The sequence below is a fragment of the Caballeronia sp. LjRoot31 genome, assembly GCF_964253885.1.
Classification (GTDB): Bacteria; Pseudomonadota; Gammaproteobacteria; order Burkholderiales; family Burkholderiaceae; genus Caballeronia.
Genome location: NZ_CAXURX020000002.1, coordinates 248,565 through 269,055 on the forward strand (window position 1 = coordinate 248,565; position 20,491 = coordinate 269,055).

The following is a 20,491-nucleotide window of genomic DNA, read 5'->3' on the forward strand; positions in this document are numbered from 1 at the left end:
GCATATAGAGGTTTAGGGATGTCTGCGATCCATGTTTCGCATTTCGGTCGTATACGACCGAAAACTGCTCAAATATCCCGCTCACGAGATTCATGAGGCGCCCGAGTCCCACGGGCCTCGCTGCTTAGGCCGCTGGGCGCGCATTACTGGAGCAAGCGTTCATGGTCGTCGCGAAGTTTCACCGCACACCTTGGGGCAGCCGCCACTTAGCCTTCGCCTGAGAGTTTGTCAATTAAGGCGGTCCTCTCCGCGTACCTGCTACGGGCCGATCTCGGCGCCGCGGCGGGATTACACTCACGTCACACGACGCAGAGGTCTCTGTGACAGGTATTGAGCGATTTATTTTGATGTTTGCGATTTTCGAAAAGATCGTGTGAATCAAATCTGTTTTTCCACTTCGTATTTGAATCCGCGAAGAGAGCGAACAAATTACGTTGGCATCTCGCAATTTCAGCATTTATACTTAAAGAGTCATACGTCGGCCGAGCACTGGCCGCCCGGCGTTAAGCCGCTCTTCCGACTGAAGAACTGTGCGTTGACCTTCAGCGTGGACGGGTGCGACCGGTGGCGCGTTTGAAGACACTGGACTACCACGGGGGTAGGTTGAAACAGTCCAAGCGGTGGCGAAGATAGAGCCGCAACCTGAAAGTCTGTCGGAGCCAATTCAAAAGTGAATGGTGGAAGGGGCGCCAGCGTCAGCTAGCAGGGGCCCCGGTATTCCCTTCTATGCTTACGTAAGCATCTGCATAACTCTAAAAAAACATATGCTTACTGAAGCATATCCTCAATTTTCAAAGCATATGTTTAGGTAAGCAGATGCTTTGCGCTCTTTGCGACCTTTCAGCTTCGACGCTCACGCCTGTCCGATGCCACATGTATGTGGCGCATGTTCGGATTAAGAGTTGATGGTTTGTGTAGCAGATACTCATGCGTGGACTGAGTGACAGGGTTCTGTGTTGCTTGTCACGCGGGCGCTTACCAGCACTTGTTCTTTACAGTTTGATGAGCTGGCCGCTGCGCGGCGGGCAGCCAGGGAGGCGATCTACAGGATTGCGTGTGCGCGTAGCGTGACGGGCCTGCTGCCCCACAGAAGGGGTGCGGGGGCATCGCGTCGTCTGTGCGGGGTGTGCTGCCCTCCGTTTGCCGGTCATACGTCTATGTGGCCATCGTGTCATAGCGAATTCGCGTGCGTGCCGTATCTGCAAGCCGGGCCGTTCGCGGATTTGCAGCGGCAAGGTTGAGTGACGGTCGACGAACCCGGCTGCAATAGCAAGATTCAAGGACGCGGTCACCTACAGAAATGGTTCCGATATCGCGTGCTCAGTCATAGACAGTGGGCATGTAGTGAATGTGCGTTGTACTTGTTCAATCATCGTTTTTGGTGAGAAATAAGAGAGATCTTGGAGAATGCGCAGCATGTGTTGAGCAACAGGCTATAATGCGAACATAGCTTTCCATCTCTGTACGCGTTCAGCAGCAAGCGAGCGGGTGCAGGGTTCCGGGGACGAGAGTTCTCTGGTGCTGAAGTAGCGACCGCAATGGCGTACTTCCTTTTGATCTTGGTGCCGATATGGCGTGTCTCGTCACGTCGGCAGACTTGAGGCCTGCTGGCCTCAGGAGATCCTCCGTTTTTCGTGGCGGAGAAGCACCGGACCTACGACAGCTATGTCGTGGAACGGCTCTTAGTCCAAATCAAAGGAATAGAAGCTGCCATCTCTCTCAATACCGACCCTGTCATTGCTGTCGGCGTCATCTCCCAACTCGAGCAGTTCCCTGCATCTCGAAACACTAATCTCGCGCGCGATCTGCCAGCGGATTTCCCTATGCTGCGCTGTCCAATCGCAACTGAAGATGCACATCTCATTCCGGCCGATATCTCCAAGTACCGAGTCAGCTTCAAATGCGTTCCCGTAAACAATCTGTTGCTACTATCGATTCAGGTCCAGATTGAAGGGGTCCAAATCCACTGGCTAGCGGACCTTGCGGACCCGGAAGTCTGGGCGGCATACGATATGTGGAAGGAGGCAGGCCGGATGCCAATGCTGCTCCGCTTCGACCAGGGTAGTGAGCGAGACTGCATGTTCTGCGTCCCGGAAATACCGCGACAACATCTAGCCTTCGAACAACTACGCACACAGAAGAAGATTCCGGCAGCGGATTATGTCTGGAAAACGATGGTGACACTGTCGGTCACTGGAATACTGCCGCGTCTGGCAGTCAGCCTGCTTCCCGACGTTTGCCTCAAGCGGGTGCTCGTCAGTGTTCTCGCGACACACCGAGCGGAGCCATTCGTAAAAGGGCGGTTGCAGGGCGCGAAGCAGAACTCCACTATTCGTTCCTTCTGACCGGCAGACGCTATCAAAAACGCAGGCTGTGCCAGATGATGACGCGCGTTTAAAGATCAGCGCGCGTCCGTTCTCACTCTATCGATTTCGCACGAGGGTGTCATGTCACGTCTTCTATTCGTGAGGATTCCTTAGTCTGCGGCGATCGTGAGTTGCATGGCGGCATACGTGCGCATCATGATGTTTTGAGCGAACTCGCGTGGTCTTCGTAGAACTGTCTTTGAATCATCAGGGCGCTGTCAGCGCTATACGAATAAGCAGTCAGCTGTCGAAGGATCGCGTCGTCGGCGATCGACCTCGCGGCAGTCGATGTGCAGTGGAGGCGCGAAGCTCGCGCCAGAGGCTAATCAAACATGTTAGGTAAAGCAATGAACGGATTTGAAGTAATCGATTTGAATTCCAACCTCGTCGCGCTCGGCCGCCTGGAGCAACTTGATTCTCTGGGATATAGACCGAAACAGTCCATCGGTCTGCCCTACGATACTCCAGTCCTGACGTGTCCGGTCGCGGCTCATGATGCGGAATGCTTCAGCATGAAAGAAGGTCAAGCCAATTTCGGATTCGGGAGGATTCACACACAGCAGGGTCTGCTTCAGAGTATTCGCGTGCAAATTAACGATGTGCAGATTTTCTGGCTCACAGATATTACCGACCCGGAAGTCTGGGCCGTGCTGGAGAAGTGGAGGAAGGCTAAGCACGCCCTGATTCAGTTCGATGTTCGAGGTCAGACCGAGGAGCAGGGGTATCGCTATTTGCCAAGGCAGGGGTGCCACAAGGCAAATACCAGAACGAACAGTTCCGAAATTTGCCGGCCCCTTCAACCCGAAGCTTATGGGACGATATGACGGCCTTGGCTAGTAGTGGAAAACTGCAGCGCCAAGCAGATACGGACATTGAAGGCATGCCGTTGCGTCGGGTCTTTGTAAATGTTTTACTCACAGACCGTTTCAAGCCGTGCGTCGCTGCCGACAAAATGGTTGAAATGCCGGCGCCTATGAAGATAGTCTTTCAGCGGTAAATTTCCTGGAGAGGAAAGTCATTCGGTTTCTCGATGCGCGGCCAGTGGTCGCGCATTTTCCTCGTTAAGGTACTCGCGCAGAGTAACTGACTCGAGAGCGCACGTGACCCGGTCGACTTGGCTGCCAGCCTGCTGACCATGATGATGTCTACTGCAAGATCTACGAAGATGTTGATTTGCACCGATCCTGGCGACCTACCTGGCCGCGCTAACGGATTTCGTGGACGGAGGCGCGCAATTAAGTTGACTCATTTATCGTCTCTGTCTGGGCAACACAATACGTCCAGCAGTAGGCTATTGTGCCGTCCGTTTGCATCAGGCATTATTTGCATAACGACGTAGAAAGCCTCGAGTGTAAAAACCATCTATTGAGCAAAACACTGTAATCCGTTATAATGCCCTCATAGCTTTCCTTTCTGTAGTTGCTCATCACAAGTGAGCAGGGTGCAGAATTCCGGAGACAAGAGTTTTCCGGTGCTGAAGTAGTGGCCGCAATGGTTCTACTTCCTTTTGATCTTGGTGCCGATGTGGCGTGTCTCGTCGCGTCGGTGGCCCTGAAGCAAATTGGCTTCAGTTGATCCTCTGTCCTATGGGGCGGAGAAGCACCGGGACTATGGCATTTGTGCCATAGCGCGGCTCTCAGTCGAAATCAAGGAATAGAAGTAATGGAAGCTCTCAACTCTCTCAATGCCGCCCAATCCTTCGCTGTCGGGGACATTACCAACCTCCAGCAACTTTCGGAATTCGATACATCGGAATGGGCTGATGGTCTGCCGGCGGACTTTCCCGTGCTGCGCTGTCCAATCGCAACTGACGGTGCGAATTTCCTTCCGACCGGCGCTATCAGGTACGAAATGAACATCGCATGCCTTCCCGCAAATGATTTGCCGGTGATGACCATGCTGCTCCAGTTAAACGACGTGCAAATCTACTGGCTGGCAGACTTTACAGACCCGGAGGTTAGGGCAGCATACGACAAGTGGAAGGAGGCTGGGAGGCTACCCGTTCTGCTCGACTTCAATCAGAGTAAAAAGCGAGATTGCACGCTTTGCGTTGCGGAAATATCAAGGGAACGCCTCGAATTTGAAGACCTACACGGATTCAAAAAAAACGCACCAGCGGATTATGTCTGGAAAATAATGACAACAATCGCTGACAGCGGGCTGCTGCAACACGTAGCGGTAAGTGTCTTACCTGATTTCCCTCTGGAGCGGATGCTAGTCAATCTGCTCGCAACGAAGCGAGTAGAACCATTCATAAAAGGGCGGTCGCATGGCGCAAAGCCGAATGCGAGCTTTCCCTCGTCCTGACCACTACGCTTTATGTGAAACATAGGCGATCCGGGATGACGATGCGCGGTTCAAGGGTACCGCGCAGTGACTTCGCGTATAGAACTGCGTGCTTGTCTTCCAGGATACGCCTCCCTTGCTCCAGGGCTTCTCCTTGGCAAGGTTATGACTCACGTGGATTCATATGCGCTCGGCGGCTCGATGCGAAGTGCTAACTTGTGCGAATTGCGTCGAGCTGTCATTCGGAAAGTCTCGACCTATACAGAGATGCAGGTTTGTCGGATGCAAGTTCAGGCTGCGGCCGATCTGCATTCGCGATCTCTGCATCCCGGTCAAAAGACCACCGGAAATTAACATATACGTAGTGGAGAATTTATATGAAAGGCAACAACTCATTCGCTTCCAATAAGCATCCCGTCGCTCTCGGTCGACTCGAGGAACTTCAGTCGCTAGGCTGCCGCCCCGATATGGCCGCCGGATTTCCCGAGGACATGCCGTTCCTGACTTTCCCGCTGACGGCAAACGAAGGGCAACGTCTACCCAAGAATGCTAAACAGGTCAATTTCGGTCTAGGTCAGATTCAACTCGCCGACCGAATGCTGATGACAATGCGTCTTCAACTCGAAAGTACGCAGCTCTACTGGATTGCCGAGATGACCGACCCAGAACTATGGGCTGCTTTCGACATGTGGCGAAAATATAAGCGCATTTTCTTCGGCCTGAATGTCAAGCATGATAGCGGGTGGAATTCCGTGTTCGCCGGGATAGATTTCAGGAATGAGCCACTTACTGCGGAGAAATACAGAACCGGTCCGCGGCGGGAGGCGACTGCTTACGAGTGGCACGACATGGCGAGCCTTGTTACCGGATTCATTCAAGCGCAAGCAAGTACAGACATTCCTGGTGTTCCGTTGCAGCATGTCTTTGCGAGCGCACTCCTGACGCAGCAATACGAAGGTGTGGCTAAAGAAGGGATGCTGGTGAAGAAACTCGTCACCGTACGAGCTGGTCAGTGGGACGTCATTCTCGGCTGAGTGGTCATATCGGATTTGTACTGATAGACGCGGCTGCTTTAGCCGCGTCTTTTTTGTCGCGGTGCGCTTGCGATCGTGTTGGCGAATAGCTCTTTTTTGCTTGAGCAATCCTTATCTGCATGTGAGCCGTATTCGGTATCAGCGCGAGAACGTCGTTCGCGCCATTGACGCCAGCGAATTCTTGACGCTCTTTCCAACGTCGTAGCGTACGACTGGATACTGAACCGCCCCGGATTTGGTGGAGGCTCCAACTCTTGAGAGAATGGAGCCATGAACAAGTCGAACAGGTTTTCTGCTGAAGTCCGGGAACGTGCAGTGCGCATGGTGCAAGAGCATCGGGGTGAGTATCCGTCACAGTGGGCAGCGATCGAATCCATCGCCCCCAAGATCGGCTGCACGAGCCAGACTTTGCTGGGGTGGGTCAAACGAGATGAAGTCGATAGCGGCGAGCGCGAGGGCGTGAGCACGTCGGAACGCGAACGTCTCAAGGCACTGGAGCGCGAGGTCAAGGAATTGCGCCGCGCCAACGAGATTCTGAAACTGGCGAGCGCGTTTTTCGCCCAGGCGGAGCTCGACCGCCGCCTGAAGTCCTGAAGGCCTTCATCGATCAGCATCGCGACACCTTCGGGGTCGAGCCGATCTGCAAGGTCTTGCGGATTGCCCCGTCGGGCTACCGGCGCCATGCTGCGCAGCTTCGCGATCCGTCGCGCCGCTGCGCTCGTGCTATACGCGATGAACGCCTTCGACCCGAGATCCAGCGTGTCTGGCAAGCCAACATGCGTGTCTACGGAGCGGATAAAGTCTGGAAGCAGATGAACCGGGAGCGTATCGCGGTGGCTCGCTGCACTGTCGAACGGCTGATGAAGCAACTGGGTTTGCGTGGCGTGATGCGAGGCAAACGTGCTCGCACGACCATTGCCGATGCGGCGGCTGCCCGTCCGCTGGATCGGGTCAACCGGCAGTTCAGGGCTGACCGGCCAAACGAGCTCTGGGTTTCTGATTTCACCTATGTCTCGACGTGGCAGGGCTGGCTCTACGTGGCCTTCGTGATCGACGTGTTCGCCCGACGGATCGTCGGTTGGCGCGTCAGTTCGTCGATGACTACAGACTTCGTTCTGGATGCACTTGAACAGGCACTCTATGCGCGGCGGCCTGGCGGCGATGGAACGTTGATACATCACTCCGACAGAGGCTCGCAATACGTTAGCATTAGCTATAGCGAGCGATTGGCCGAAGCGGGTATAGAGCCCTCGGTTGGTAGCCGTGGCGACAGCTACGACAACGCACTGGCCGAGACAATCAACGGCTTGTACAAGGCTGAACTGATTCATCGCCGCACCTGGAAAACACGGGAGTCCGTCGAGTTGGCAACGCTGGAATGGGTGGCCTGGTTCAATCATCATCGATTGATGGAACCCCTCGGCTACATCCCACCGGCTGAAGCTGAGGAAAACTACTATCGGCAACTTGAAACACCGGTCGCCGAACCCGCATTAACTTAAACCAACCAGCCTCCACGATTCCCGGGGCGGTTCATACAGCTTCCCGATTCGCATCCGTCACCGGCAACGCCTATGGCCTGACAACGCGGGCCTCGACCGTCGGGTCTCTCACCCCTTCCCCGCTTTAGGAGGCCGCCTGCGGAGTCCGGTCTATCCATCCTCGCCCTGAGAGTGCGAGCTTTGCCATCAATTTCGATCAACGGCGAATCGTTGCCTGGAGCGCATCAAGCACACTCATCGCGTTCGGAACAGGCGCCGCAACTTCAAGGAAACGCTGACCTGCGTCGGTGAGCGGGACTTCTGTGTCATCGCAGTAGATGACGTCGGCGCGAGCCAGGAGCGCCAGAAGATCCTCGCCTGAAAGCGAGCGCACGCCAACTATCATCTCGAACTCTTGCTCGTCTTCTCGAGCTTGCTGTTCTGCATCGGATTCGCTCGAGAACAAGTCGAACGAGGTGGCTTCGTAACCCCCCGCATCAACGTACTGAATTTCGACGGGTTGGCCGTCTGAGTCGACGTGGCAGAACAACGTGATCTCGCTCGCTCGTTTCGCTAATTCATGCTCTACACCGCGGCCAATGATCCAAACTCCGTTTGGCCCTCGCTTCGTCAGGTGCGGCGAGAGCGCGATCTCTGTCGTCGCGAGGTCATTCAAGCGAGCAATGGGGATATGGGGTCTGCCAACGAAGACGTCGCATCCGCCGCAGCGAAACTCAGTCCTTTCACGCCAAGAACGCCGCCACGTACCTTCGGGCCACGTTGGGCGCTGTCTGAATGCCTCGAGTAGATGCGGAATGAGTCGCTGCGTCTCCTTCCCGCAAAGCGAATCGGTCAGTCGGACGAACTTTCGCTCATCATCGCTTCGTGTGGCCGGAAGATGAATCTCGGCGAACGTGACGAACTGCCATTTCAGAACACGCGACTGCTCGAGTTCCAACAGCTCGGAGATGGTGTCGCTGAATGCGTATAACTGCTCCCTACGAAAGGGAATCGCATCAGCGGGTCTTGCAAACCGGGTTGCATTCGGATCGGGGCGAATAGACGCGATTGCGGAACGCCAGTCTGGTTGTTCCGCCGACCAAATCAAGCGCGCTTCGTCAAACTCAACCTTAGAACTATTCTCCGTGGGCGTACCGGCATAGACGCGTACATCTGGTGGACTACTGAGGAAGGTACGGTTAATCGCGCTCGCAGGCGGCGTATCAGAGTGTCGCTGACCCGACTTGACGGTCACGTCCAAGACGAGATCAAGGTCTCCACACTCAAGCGCGCCCCTTGCGTAGGAGCCCACTACCCACAAAGTGCGAACGGACACGGTGCTAAAGTGGACTTCCTTAAAGAATCGGTCCGTCCACTTGATTGTTGCCACGTTTTGGGTGTCCAACCGGCCGCAGATGCGGGAAAGAACGCGGGTGAAATGCTCTCGAGATCTTCGACGTTCCATTTGGGAGGGCGGTTTTTTGGCGGGGGTCCACTGTCGATAAGCGTTGTCACTGCAACGGTAATCACGCATCTTAAGCGAAGGCGCGTCTAAAACGTCCGCCAAGCGTGAAACTCCCGTATATGGTGGCATAGTGGCTCATGTCGTTGCCATCGGCATCGCAAATGTTCCACTTGCCAACGTTCTTTGCGACTTCGCCCCGCTTACCGACCAGCTAAACAGGGTGTCACCCGCGCCGCGCTGGAGTCGACGCGACGGAACTCGCTTTCAGGAGAAGTTCCTTGCAGGCGAAATGATGAAGGGCGCGAAGGATGCGAGAGCGGGCCGCTTTGAGCAACGCCAATCGGCTTCGTCATCGCGCGTGAGCGGCGCGTCGCACAGCGTCCGGTCTGGAGAGGTCGCCGAATACTGCGGACCGTAGCGTTCCACGGCGGCGAATCCTTCGCATCCGACTTCCTCGCCGCGCTGGCCACGCGGGCGACTTCGAGTTCACCGACTACGAGGTGTATCGAGATGTGACCTCTTCGCCTTGCGCAAGCGACCACCACGATCAAGACAACGACCGATGCCCGCCGACGAGCATCCCGCATGGCCTCGAATCGAGCGACTTGCCCATCTTCGCGGCGGCAGCTACTGTGAAACGCGCTCGGTTGTGAAGCGCACCATTGCCACGGCCCGACCTGATGCTACCGGCCGCCGTGCCCATGCACCGCATCATTGTTGCGAAAAGGCCGGTTGAGTTGCTCGATCAACTTGGGAATTGGTATTGAATTAAATAAAGTCATGATTGCATTTTTGAAAATGAATTACTAAATAGTGACGTTTTTCGGCGCCCGCAAATCGAGAGCGGAATTCAGTCTGAATTTCGCGTTGCTCTATCAGCATTCAAGTGATATACATTAATAGTCACGCGTCGGCCGAGCACCGAGCCGCCCGACGATAGGACCGCCTCTTCCGACTGAAGAGCATCGGTGGTGACCTCCAGCGTGGACGGGCGTGACCGGTGGCGCGCTGGGGAGATAGGACTACCACGGGGTAGAGTTGAAAAAGTCCAAGCGGTGTCGAAGAGAGAGCCGCAACTCGAAACGTCTATCGGAGCTGTCAATCTAATGACGGTGGAAGGGGTACCTGCGTAGTTTGGCAGGGGCCCCGGCATTGCCTTCTATTCCTTAGTAAAGAGATCCTGACTAGGATCTTCTTTTGTGAGCATATCCAAACCATTTCTCAAAATGAACACATCCTTATCAAGGGATATGCTTGATCTTCAAGAGCATATGTTTACGTAAGCATATGCTTCGACCTTGGTGTTTGTGTGATTCGGCGGCCGCTGCGCGGCTGGCAGCCAGGGAAGGAGTGTAGGGGGCTCTGCGGCTTTGTGACTCTTGCCAGCACCTATCTCATTTGCGAACTCGGGCGTTGAGCGAAAGCGCGGGCCTGGCGCCCATCCAAGGCCGTCGCCCCTATCGTTGTGATCGCTGTTGCGCTGCACACCAGAGCGAGAGCGCACACTTGAAGACTATTAGAGTCCACTGGTGGCGCTGAAGTTTTCGCCTGGTTGCAATGAGTGCAGTGCCTAGGTCGCTTCTGGCTCGCTTCCTAGTACTACAGCCGTAGATACTAACTGACAGGCGGGGTAAAACCACGGCGTCGGTAATGGGACTGTTGTGCGCGCCACTGGTGAGTACGTCGCCAAATTGACCATGCAATCACATGATTGATCGGATGGACGGCGCGCCATAACAGGCGGCATAACAGTCGACGAATTTCCTGCGGGCTGAGAGGCATCATGCCTTCAGGAGTTTTTTTTACCCTCGATCCGAAGGGTGACAAGTACTGCGTGCGCCAGAAGTGCCAGGGTGATATGGCGGTACCACCCGCGCCATAGACGCACCTCATACTGATCCAGGCCGCACTCCCCCTTGGTCGCCTCGAAGCCAGTTTCGATTTCCCATCTGCGTCCTGCGACATTCACCAGAATCTGCAGTGAAGCTTTACTGCATGGAGCGTAGACGACATAGTAGGCATGCTCGCGCTTTTCATCCAGACTGCGCCGTACCAGCAGGTAGTGTCCGAAGCTATATTCCTCGGCGGTGATCTGCAGCCTCCACAGTGGCGTCATTGCCCAATCGTACAGACGTTCGCCTTTGGCGCCCACGCCAGCCGATAGGCGCTCCCATGCCGTTGACGGCAACGCTTCGGCTATCTTGTCTGCGCGAACGTACTTCGGCCCTTGCCACCATAGCGGCTCATTCTTTGCGACTGCCAGCACGAAGGCCTGCCCGCGTGACTCCAGCCACAATCGCAGGTCACGGTCACCACCATAAACCTCATCACCTGTGACCCAGCCGCATGGCAGGCCGGCATCCAGCGCACGCTCAAGCATGCTGCGCGCGAGCTGTGGCTTCGTTGCAAACTCCAACGTCGGCGGGACGCCGGCTGCTTTGCAGCGAGCTGGGTCATCGGTCCATGCCCGCGGCACATACAGCTCGCGGTCGATGAATGCACTGCCGCCATGACCGGCATAGCAGAGGAATACGCCGACCTGGCAATTCTCGATTCGGCCCGCCGTGCCGCTGTATTGGCGTTGCACGCCGGCCGAGTGCTCACCTTTCTTGACGAAACCAGTTTCGTCCACGATCAGCACTGCATCACGCTCGCCGAGTCGTTCACCCACGTATTGGCGCAGTACATCGCGCGCGGCGTCGGCGTCCCACTGTGCCCGCTCGAGCAGGTGCTGCACGCCGTCCGGTGTTGCCTCGCCAATCCATTCGGCAAGTTGCCAGCCGTTCTTGCGCTCGACTGTGCCCAGCAGCCCCTTCATATACGCCAGTGAGCGCTGCCGGGGTTCAGGGCGTCTGAACAGGTGTTCGAGACGTTCATGCAATGCGTACAGTTCACGTTCCCACGATTTCGCAATTGCTCGCATCGGTTTATACTCACATAGTAGTACTAATGAATTATAGTAAAAAAATCTACGGCTGTAGTACTAGCGAGATCGAATTGTCCGTCAGTCTCTGTGCAAAGCGGCAGTGAGTTCCGAAATACCGTTTGTACGCGGCATAGGAGGTAACTATCGCCGCGGGCTCACGTTGGCGAAACGCGTATAGCACGTGAATTAGCAATGAAGCACAAGTTTCAATTTTTCAAACGTGACATGAAGAAATTTGCGCGGTGTATTGAAACGATTGGAGGATATCTTTATAATTGCAAAAGCTTTCCATCTCCATTTTTCTCGCTGATGAGGTGAGTGAAATGTGGAGATTTCCGAGGACGAGTTTGTCCCGATGCTGTGGCAGATGCGGCAATCGCACTGCCCACCTTTGATCTTGGTGCCGACGTGGTGTGGATCGTCACGTCTGGCCGAGTCTGAAGCATTTGCTTCAGGGTGTTGTCGTCCGTCACAAGGACAACCACGCATTGGAGCCGCTGCAATTGCTGCGGCAAAACTCTCATCGGAAGAACTGAAAATGGAAGCTCACATCTCTCTCAATATCGCCCACTTGCCAGTCGGAATCGGTGGCCTCGTAGAGCTGCGGTCCCTCGACGTACGCCCGAAACAAACCATCGGAATGCCCATCGACACTCCGGTACTGGCGTGTCCGCTTGCACCGACGGATGCGCATCTGTTGTCGAAGTGCAATGGCCGGGCTAATTTCGGCTTTGGGCACATCCCCCGCCAAGACAGCCTTCTGATGACAATCCGTGCACAGATTGGCGGGTTGCAGATTTACTGGGTAACCGAAATGGCCGACCCGGAGGTATGGGCTGCAATCGATAAATGGAAGAAGGTCAAACGCGTCCCAGTCATGCTCGAGACTCATGAAGGCGAGCGAATTGACCTGGTCTTCGGTGTGTTCGACATGCCTCCGGGCACGTTGCGGAATGAGGCGCACCGCCATGGGCCTGACCCGGTCCCGACGGCGCAAAGATTGCATGACATCGTATCCTACGTCGGAAGCGGTGTTCTACAGACGAGGGCAACGACCGATGTGCTGGGAGTACCATTGCAGCAGGTACTGGCGAACGTGATTCTCACGGAGCGATTTGCGCCGTTTCTGAAACAGTCGCCCATTCCAGCGTAAAACCCGCCGCGGGCAACTGTGATGCATACGTCCGCGCCCGCGTACTGTCCAGGCTGCCAGTGCTCATGTGGAAAGGGCAGCCGCGCATTAAATGCGACGGCGATCCGGTCAAATCCACGCCCGACGCGCGAGAGCCAGTCGGGCAATTTTTTAACCGGCTCATTCTAAGAAAGGCACGGATTTTTGCTGCGAGTTCCCGTCGCCCATAGAGTCAAAAACTCGCCAAAGAGCACAGGCTAGGTTTGCATCAGGAACCCTACAGCTTTGAGGCCGGAGGATGGATGCAAACTCTCGCCACTTCTCGGCGATGATGTACGCCTTCTCAGTCTCGAGACGGTGTAGTCTTCGCGCTCGCATCTTGGATCATCGCGATTACCCCACGAACACCGCCAAGAATCTCGCGTGGAACTAGCTGCTGCACCTCGCGAAGGTTGGGTGTTTTCCCTCTCGAGAAAATTTCCTCGACAGCCGCTTCGATCGCTCGGACCGCTTCGAGTTGGTGTTCCTCGCGATGGGCGCGTTGAAGCTCTGCCCACTTCGCCCCGATGACGCGCGCTTTCTCGCTTTCGAGACGGTAGAGCTCTCGCGGATGTAGCTTCAGTCGCCGCGCTGCTTCCCTGACGCCAATTGAGACCGCGGCTTGAGCAAAGTCGTTCATTTGCGCCGCGATGTTAGCGATGTCATGCTGGCGCGGCGATGCGCGTTTCGTGTAGTCCGGGGCAAGCTCTCTTAACGACGGAAACCCCCGTTCGGTCGCAACCGTGCCATGGGTAGCTCCTAGCAACAACGCATCGAGCGGCACGCCTGTCTGCGACGCGATCCGCAGGTGAGCGGCCATTGTAGGGACGCCTCCCTGCTTGAACCAGTAATGCGCGGTTGTCTTGTTCAAGCCGATACGCCGAGCAAAAAGCGCGCTCTTTCCGCCGTCAAGTTGTTCGACTAGCTTCCGTACACCCGCCATCATGGTGGAGCGATCAGGCGCCGAACTCAACGACGCTTGCGCAACCAACAGTTGTCCGACCTGCGCAGCCTTCCATGCCTCGGCAGGACTCGCTGACCAAGGCACCTGTCGGTAGCCACCGAGAAACGCTCCGCAATAGCAACACCAACCCGGAACAACGCAGGTAGCGTTGTTTCTTGCATTCGGTCGGCCGCATTCTGGGCACTCGTCTATGAGTCGGGTGAAATGGCTTGAGCAAACGTCGACATCACCGACGTCCCACGCTAACCGGAAGTACGGAGTTTCTTCTTCAACCAGATCATCTTTGAAACATGCGGCACACCATCGAGCATTCGCGGGCACCTGACTATTGGGCGCGATCACATTTCGCCATGGCCGGAGAGTCAACAAATGCAGACGCTCAACGCTTGTCATCTTCGACATCGCGGACGAATATCGTTCAGCAACATCGCCCATGCCGCTGAGATTCGTGTCCTTCCAGAAGTTCTTCGCCGGAGCCGCCCAGCCGCAAGTCTCTGAAATCCTGTGCAGCAAGTCCGTTGTTGAGACGCAATGCACGACGGCCAGCCGACACAAGTAGCTGGGCAGGCTCTCTACGCTTTCGGTTCCCACGCCGATGGGCGGCAACGAGTAGAGCGTAGAGCGAGGAGAGTATATAACCTCGTTCATCCTGCCATCCCTCCTTAACTAGCCAACTTGAACTGGCCTACGGAATGCACCAAGTTCGGGCCGATTCCCGCCTCGCCATCAATGATCTCCTCCAGAATCCGGTTGCGCTGGGCTTCGGTCAGAAGTGCGCGCTCTAGCGCGCTTGTCGTCCACGCGTTCTTGATGGTCGCGAGCCGTGCTGCGCGTTTGAGCACACCGCTGAGCGTGCCTATGCAACCCAAGGTGTTTTCATGGAGAGCATTCAAATGTCTCGTGAGCTGTCCGCCCCATAGTTCGGGAAGCGTTTTCTCAAAGCCAGAGACGCAACGAGCGAACGCCTGAACGTCTTCGGGCCGGTCTTGACGGTAGCGTTCAAAATGCACTACGTGTGTGCGACGTGCAAGTTGCCCGGAAAGCGAAACGAGTTGATACAGGTCATAGGATCCGATCAACACCATTTGCGTGCCGCTTAGATTCGCGAGCGACTTCAAGGTGTCGAGTTGGATTTCAAGTCTGTTGCGGCCACGAGCCTGTCGAATGATGTGTGCCGCTTCGTCGATAACGAGGAATTGCACCTGACGCGCGCGAAGGCCGCGTTCGACTGCAGTGCGCAGAGCCGCGAGGGTGGTCCCCCGGTTAATGGCGCGAGCTCGGTTCATTCGGCCGGTTTCCGGGTCAATTCCGTACAGCAGCTTGGGTGATTCGGCATCTTCATCAATCTGCGCGAGAATACGCTGATAGAAAAGTCGCCATGAGAAGGCGCTTTCCCCGGACGAGGGTGCCTCTGTATAGATCGCGGGAATGATTCCACGCTTTGCCTCCAGTTGATCGTTCGCTTTGCTGAGAGCAGTGTTGACCATGTGTCGGGCGAGCGTCGATTTACCGGCGCCGCTGGGACCACAGACCAGCAGGATGCTGTCCTGGCTGCCGGGATAGATAAGAGTGTCGAGTTCGGTCATTACCTCGCTCACACGAGTGTGTTTGATCCGCTTCGCAGCCAAGACTTCAATCTGTGAAATGGCTTGTGACTTCGCGTTGTGATTTTTGCCGTTCATTGTGACTCTCCTAAAGGTCCTCGAAGTCGTCGAGGTCTGAAAGCGCAGCACTATCGGCTTCAAGGTCATGAGGCAGTGGGGCGTCATCAGAGGTATCGTGCTGGGGTGCCGGAACGCACGCACCGGATGCGCGACTTGCCCGGCTAGAACGATCAGGCACAGCGATGGGCTCAATGCTTGCCATCTGCAACGCGTTGTACAGGCCTTTATTCTCCGATTGCCGCTCCAACTCTAGTGCGAGTGCTCCTTTTGGCGTGAACGCCTGCATGAACTCTCGGAGGCGCTGCGCATGTTGCTCGTCGTCACCAGGCACTTTAAAATGGTTTTTGTATTCAGCGGTCAGCGCACGTTTCTCAACTTCAGTTAGTTGACCGATACCTTGAAGGCTTCCACAGATAGCTTGAACCCATTCATTCTTCAGCCGGACATAGACGGATGACCCGTCCCAAGGGTCGTATCTAACATGCAGCGACCGACCTGCAACGTTTGATGCCTTGAAAGCCTTGTTCGCGTAATATCGATGGTCGTATTTCACGCCGCGCTGAGAGTTGACTGTTCGGACGCCGGAGCGGTCGACGGGCGGACAGGTGGCGATCAAAAAATCCCGATTAAACACGATGTGCCGCTGAGGGCGCCTCCCGTTCTCTCGCACGCCACGCCGAAATGCATCTCGCGGGGATTCGTCCAGTGCGGGATGCGTCTCCTGGTCGTAATACTCGAATGCCCAGTGCTGGAGTCCTTGATAGAGGCTGCGCAGCGTCCACTCGGCCAGATTCTTTGGTAGATGTGATCCGCTCACCATGCGCACATTCTTTGTAGCCTTCGTGTTGCCCGCGAGGTTGTGAATGTACTCGGTGTTCAAACGACCGAACATACGCTCGAGCACTGCACCATGCCTTGGCTTGCCCGCTGGGCGGAAGCGCAGATGCGTACCCATCACCCGAAGGAAGGTTTCGAACGCCAATGACATGAAGTCACGACCATTGTCGACTACGACGAACTCGGGAAGCCGATTAAACCGACGCACCATATCCCGGACGACCATCATGACCGCGTGATACGAGGGTGTATCGAACGTAAGATAGAAGGCAACTATTCGCCTCGACCAGGCATCAACCGCCAATGTGAGCCAGGGACGGCCCAACGGCTTGCCTGTACGACTCGAAATAAGCTCAATGTCGACCTCAGTATGGTCAATGTGAACATATTGAAACGGACGGCTTCCGTGCACAGGACTGTCGTAATACAAGACATCAATGAATACATCTTCCTGGTACGCTGCGCGCTTTCCGTGTCGGGTTCGTACGTCGCGGTTCGTTTGGTGCGCCTTGATCCGTGCAATCAAGGTCGGATATGACGGCGGCTTCTCGTTTATGCCATTGAACGCGTCCTCCATTTTCCGGAAGCACGTCCTGTAATTGATTGCTTTGCTGTCGCGCCACTCGATATCGATGACCTCGTCCATAAGACGGATCTGTGTCTCGGTCAGCCTCGGCGTCCGATTGCCTTTCGAAGTGTTCAATGGTACTAGCGCGAGAGTAGCGTTATCCCCATTGGCAAGAGCAACAAGTGCCCGAGCCGCCCAACGTCTCAGTGTCCGCGGCGATACTTTCCCCTCGGAATTCATGGAGTCGATGAGCGCTTGTCTCCGAAGGGCGGTCGCCAACTCCTCCTGCGAGTAACAGCTAACATCCTTGCCTGAGGTCTTCACGTCCTTTTGTACGGCTGTGACCTGATTCCTTTCGTGCGCAAGTTCAATCCATTCACGGGTAAGCTGGATGTTCGTGCCATCCTGCCTACTGCATACGATTGACTCTTCTCCAACTATGACCATCGTCAGCTCCTGGCCTTCGAACAGGAACCGGGAGCCCTCGGCGATTTCAAGCGAAAAGAGTTCAGCTTCGGGCATCTGTCCGAAGCTTCTGTCCGCAATGAGCAGGTCGCGTAGCGCTATGTCGCGGTAGAGGAAGAACGATCGCTTGTCTGCGAGGGTCTCTCGATCGAGGGCAGTCACAATGCGATTGTCAGCGATAGCTTGGTTGAGGAAGTCGGCGGAGAACTTGTATGGCGCTCCGAGCAATTCGAAGAATGACAGGGCGCCGTGTTCAGATAAAGCAGCGTTCAATCGGCCGACGCTGTCCGGAGGAAGCGGTTCTGCGCCCGGCAGGAAATAGTCGGCAAGGTCCAGTAGGTTCTCCACGCGTCGACGTGGAATGCAATCCTCGCTGAGGATTCGGTACCGCAGGCCTAGCTCAGCAAGTTGCTTCTCAATCTGGGGTGAGTACCATTGCCCGTCGTTGGCACGGACATAGCGATACGGATACTTCTCCGCCAGGCGCAACAGCTTCGCTTCGGACTTCCATTCCTCGAGCGTGAAGCCATCGTTTTGAATGGTGAGATAATCCGGGAAGTGTTGGATCTTCCGGATTTCGCCAGTTGCTTCGTCAATCAGATTGAGCTTCAGTTCACACGGCTGCGCGTAGTACTCCAGCACGTCTTTCGCGTGCTCTTTGGTCACGGCGACAGCGAATTCGATGTGTCGGCTTTCAGTCCGGATGTCGCGCGCCATCTTCTGACTCGCCAGAACGGTAATGACGTTGCCGCCCCGCGATGTCACCTTGCGAACTGGCGCTTGCATACGTGCGGCGAGGATGAGCTTCTGACCCGCCGGCGGAGTACCCAGTCGGTCGAAGAGCTCGGCAAGTTGGGCTCTGGTCAGCATGGCGTGTCGCGGGAAACCGATGGTGATGACATTGCCGCCTTTCGATTTCACGTCACTAACGGGCGCGTGCACTCTCGCGTTCGCAATGACCTTCTGGCTGGCAGGCGGGGTGCCGAGTCGTTGACTTCCTCCTCCCCCTCTCGCTGACGCGCTCCGGCCGAACGCCAGGAAGGAGGAGAATTCCTACTGCGCTACGTGATGCTCCACGTAGTCGCTTCGGCGGGTTCCTGCCACGACGCCCTTATCTCAGGCGAAGAATCTGCACAGGCTAACGAGCGCTGTCCGCGCTCTAAAATATTGGTTGCACCGACGACGTCGGCGTGATTCTCATATCCGCACGACACGCACGCGAACCGGGCTTGAGTCTTCCGGTTGTCCTTCGCCACGTTTGCACAGCACGGGCACATGCGGCTCGTATTGCTCGCCGGTACCGCGAGCAGCATGCCGCCGGACCAGTCCGTCTTGTACTCAAGTTGGCGGCGAAATTCGCCCCAGCCCTGGTCGAGAATAGACTTATTGAGCCCTGCCTTCGCCCGGACGTTCTTGCCCGCCGTCTCAATGGTGCCCCTCGTCGACTTGCTCATGTTGAGCACCTGCAGGTCTTCGATACATACGAGCGCGTGGTTTTTGCTAATCGTTGCAGAAGCTTTGTGCAGGGAGTCTTTGCGGGAGTTCGCGATGTCGGTGTGAATCTTCTGGACGCGGGCCTTGGCCTTCTTCCAGTTACGGCTGAATTTCTTCTTGCGCGCCATGCGCCGCTGGTACCCGGCGAGACGCTTCTCGTGCTTTTTGAAACTGTTGAGCGCGGCGATGTGCGAGTCATCGCTCAGCGTGGCGAAGCGTGCGATTCCGACGTCTACACCGATCGCGCTTGTGGCCGTTGGCAATGGTACCTCGACTTCGCGCTGCGTCTGGATGCTGGCGAACCATTTCCCGCCGGACTGACTAGCTGTGACGCTGCGCAACTCGCCGAGCACGGGCCGACTGTTGCGGTAGCGGACGTAGCCGAGCTTCGGCAGAAACAGACGGCTGTTGCCCTGCTCGAGCTTGACCTCTTTCGGGTCAGGGAACCGGAAACTATCGCCGCTGCCCTTGCGCTTGAAACGCGGAAATCCTGCCCGTTTTTCGAAGAAATTCGTATAGGCGCGCTCGAGGTCCTTTAGCGTCTGCTGCGATGGATGCACGGGCGCTTCGGCAAGCCAGGGCGTTTGGGCGCCGTGGCGCCATCCGGTGAGCAGCTTGCACAGACCAGCATAGCCGAGCTTTTTCTCGCCGGCCGCATGGCGTTCCTGCCGCAGCGTCAACGCCTTGTTATAGACAAACCGGCACGCGCCGGCAAAGCGGCGCATCTTGCGCGCTTGCTCACCGGTGGGCATGAGTTCGAATTTGAAGGCTTGGAGGCGTCTCATGAGACCGTATAGCTCGGTCCACGCGGCATCAAAGCGACTTATGCGAAAGAGGTCGCGATTTACGATGCATTTGATTTTCACGTCAACGTGAAAGCGCGGCGTCTTCACGAAAGAGATCGTGGACCATATGCGTGGGGTCTTCGTGAGCGTGTGCGCGGATTTGAGGCGGTCCTCGTCGAGGTCGACGACGAGGACCGTCACGAGCACCCGCTGATAAACTATCCATACAAGGTATCTGGGCCCGAGTCGTTCAAAGAGCTTGGCAAGGTGGGCTTTTCTCATCATGGCGTCTCGCGGGACACCGGCCCGAATGAGAACGTGGAGAGGAACGCGGTGTCCATGAGGAATGAGTTGCGTATATGATTGAATGTCGCCTGACGCAAGTACAGGTAGCGGGCGTGAGGTGCAACACGAGCTAGAACATAAGCAATGAGCAAACGACCGGATACAGCTCCTCAAGCGGAGGAGGTCTTCGAGCAGTGGGAGGAGAGGGCAAGAGAACTCATCGTGTCCACGATGACGACGCGTAAGCTGAGCTATAAGGGGCTGGCGCTCCGGCTCGAGCGGCTCGGAATTGTTGAGTCTGCAGGTCAGCTCAACCGTAAGATCAACCGCAAGCGGTTCTCCGCGGCCTTCATGCTTGCATGTCTTGAGGCGATGGACGATTAGCTCCCGTCCTTGGGGAGTGGGCCCCGCGTTTGAATCTATCGCCGTCGGTGCAACTTTGCAGTTAATTTGCGTTTGCTTTTCCGACATGGCAGCCTCCGCCCGTGTAGCGTCTATTCCCGCTCAGTGTAAGGCAGTGTTTCGCGCTGCCACTGCGCCAACAGGCGGCGGAAATGGAGTGTATGAATGGAGCTCGCCTGGACGGCGGCTCGCAGAGCAATGCAGCGGCATGCGTGTAAGGCTTTTGCTCCCGTCTTTGCGATTCGCGTTTCGCCGCCTTGAGGTACGCTTTGAAGGTCGGAGTACGTCGAACCGTGGA

The 20,491-nt window shown here is 56.1% G+C and carries 13 protein-coding genes and 1 other annotated feature; of the genes, 7 read left to right on the forward strand and 6 right to left on the reverse strand.

The annotated features are described in order from the left end of the window. Positions 1-1,634: 1,634 nt before the first annotated feature. The 5 genes from ACSQ8V_RS19470 to ACSQ8V_RS19490 all read left to right on the forward strand — a co-directional run bounded on the left by ACSQ8V_RS19470 (position 1,635) and on the right by ACSQ8V_RS19490 (position 7,188). Positions 1,635-2,345: a hypothetical protein gene (locus ACSQ8V_RS19470; RefSeq protein ID WP_436206810.1), complete on the forward strand. Its 711-nt coding sequence runs from the start codon at positions 1,635-1,637 to the stop codon at positions 2,343-2,345. 368 nt (positions 2,346-2,713) lie between these two features. Further along, complete coding sequence (locus ACSQ8V_RS19475; protein WP_436206811.1) at positions 2,714-3,190, forward strand: hypothetical protein; 477 nt, start codon at positions 2,714-2,716, stop codon at positions 3,188-3,190. A gap of 838 nt (positions 3,191-4,028) precedes the next feature. Continuing rightward, entirely contained in the window at positions 4,029-4,673 is a 645-nt protein-coding gene (locus ACSQ8V_RS19480) for a hypothetical protein (protein WP_436206812.1), read from the forward strand. A 356-nt stretch (positions 4,674-5,029) separates the two neighbouring features. Then, positions 5,030-5,686: a hypothetical protein gene (locus ACSQ8V_RS19485; protein WP_436206813.1), complete on the forward strand. Its 657-nt coding sequence runs from the start codon at positions 5,030-5,032 to the stop codon at positions 5,684-5,686. A 270-nt stretch (positions 5,687-5,956) separates the two neighbouring features. Further along, positions 5,957-7,188 (forward strand): IS3 family transposase gene (locus tag ACSQ8V_RS19490; RefSeq protein WP_436206814.1). Its coding sequence is split into 2 segments (ribosomal slippage): positions 5,957-6,245 and positions 6,245-7,188, totalling 1,233 coding nucleotides; the frame shifts between segments, so codons are not numbered across the junction. Further along, positions 6,235-6,351, forward strand: a sequence feature (AL1L pseudoknot). Its footprint overlaps the gene before it by 117 nt. 196 nt (positions 7,189-7,384) lie before the next feature. Here ACSQ8V_RS19490 and ACSQ8V_RS19495 read toward each other — a convergent pair. Both ACSQ8V_RS19495 and ACSQ8V_RS19500 read right to left on the reverse strand, forming a co-directional pair. Beyond that, the gene (locus ACSQ8V_RS19495; protein ID WP_436206815.1) at positions 7,385-8,428 is read right to left on the reverse strand and encodes a hypothetical protein; all 1,044 of its coding nucleotides are present in this window, start codon (positions 8,426-8,428) and stop codon (positions 7,385-7,387) included. A 1,993-nt stretch (positions 8,429-10,421) separates the two neighbouring features. Continuing rightward, complete coding sequence (locus ACSQ8V_RS19500) at positions 10,422-11,555, reverse strand: IS701 family transposase (protein WP_436205429.1); 1,134 nt, start codon at positions 11,553-11,555, stop codon at positions 10,422-10,424. Positions 11,556-11,883: 328 nt separating this feature from the next. On the opposite strand from ACSQ8V_RS19500, the gene ACSQ8V_RS19505 reads away from it, so the two are divergent. After that, positions 11,884-12,711, forward strand: a complete 828-nt coding sequence (locus ACSQ8V_RS19505) for a hypothetical protein (protein ID WP_436206816.1) — start codon at positions 11,884-11,886, stop codon at positions 12,709-12,711. 322 nt (positions 12,712-13,033) lie between these two features. Here the strand turns inward: ACSQ8V_RS19505 and ACSQ8V_RS19510 are convergent, their stop codons facing one another. The 4 genes from ACSQ8V_RS19510 to ACSQ8V_RS19525 form a co-directional block, all read right to left on the reverse strand. After that, the gene (locus ACSQ8V_RS19510) at positions 13,034-14,299 is read right to left on the reverse strand and encodes a TniQ family protein (protein ID WP_436206817.1); all 1,266 of its coding nucleotides are present in this window, start codon (positions 14,297-14,299) and stop codon (positions 13,034-13,036) included. 56 nt (positions 14,300-14,355) lie between these two features. Beyond that, the gene (locus tag ACSQ8V_RS19515; RefSeq protein ID WP_436206818.1) at positions 14,356-15,375 is read right to left on the reverse strand and encodes an AAA family ATPase; all 1,020 of its coding nucleotides are present in this window, start codon (positions 15,373-15,375) and stop codon (positions 14,356-14,358) included. A 10-nt stretch (positions 15,376-15,385) separates the two neighbouring features. After that, entirely contained in the window at positions 15,386-18,148 is a 2,763-nt protein-coding gene (locus ACSQ8V_RS19520) for a DDE-type integrase/transposase/recombinase (RefSeq protein WP_436206819.1), read from the reverse strand. A 140-nt stretch (positions 18,149-18,288) separates the two neighbouring features. After that, on the reverse strand, positions 18,289-19,506 hold the full coding sequence (locus ACSQ8V_RS19525; RefSeq protein WP_436206820.1) for an RNA-guided endonuclease InsQ/TnpB family protein: 1,218 nt from the start codon (positions 19,504-19,506) through the stop codon (positions 18,289-18,291). Between the two features lie 429 nt (positions 19,507-19,935). On the opposite strand from ACSQ8V_RS19525, the gene ACSQ8V_RS19530 reads away from it, so the two are divergent. Next, a complete protein-coding gene (locus ACSQ8V_RS19530; RefSeq protein WP_436206821.1) occupies positions 19,936-20,175 on the forward strand; it encodes a DUF6471 domain-containing protein in 240 nt (79 codons plus the stop codon). Positions 20,176-20,491: the final 316 nt, after the last annotated feature.

Bases quoted from the DNA above. Each gene is read 5' to 3' on its own strand.
- ACSQ8V_RS19475 (WP_436206811.1), top strand. From the start codon at position 2,714: ATGAACGGATTTGAAGTAATCGATTTGAATTCCAACCTCGTCGCGCTC.
- ACSQ8V_RS19480 (WP_436206812.1), top strand. From the start codon at position 4,029: ATGGAAGCTCTCAACTCTCTCAATGCCGCCCAATCCTTCGCTGTCGGG.
- ACSQ8V_RS19485 (WP_436206813.1), top strand. From the start codon at position 5,030: ATGAAAGGCAACAACTCATTCGCTTCCAATAAGCATCCCGTCGCTCTC.
- ACSQ8V_RS19500 (WP_436205429.1), bottom strand. From the start codon at position 11,555: ATGCGAGCAATTGCGAAATCGTGGGAACGTGAACTGTACGCATTGCAT.
- ACSQ8V_RS19515 (WP_436206818.1), bottom strand. From the start codon at position 15,375: ATGAACGGCAAAAATCACAACGCGAAGTCACAAGCCATTTCACAGATT.
- ACSQ8V_RS19525 (WP_436206820.1), bottom strand. From the start codon at position 19,506: ATGAGACGCCTCCAAGCCTTCAAATTCGAACTCATGCCCACCGGTGAG.
- ACSQ8V_RS19530 (WP_436206821.1), top strand. From the start codon at position 19,936: ATGAGCAAACGACCGGATACAGCTCCTCAAGCGGAGGAGGTCTTCGAG.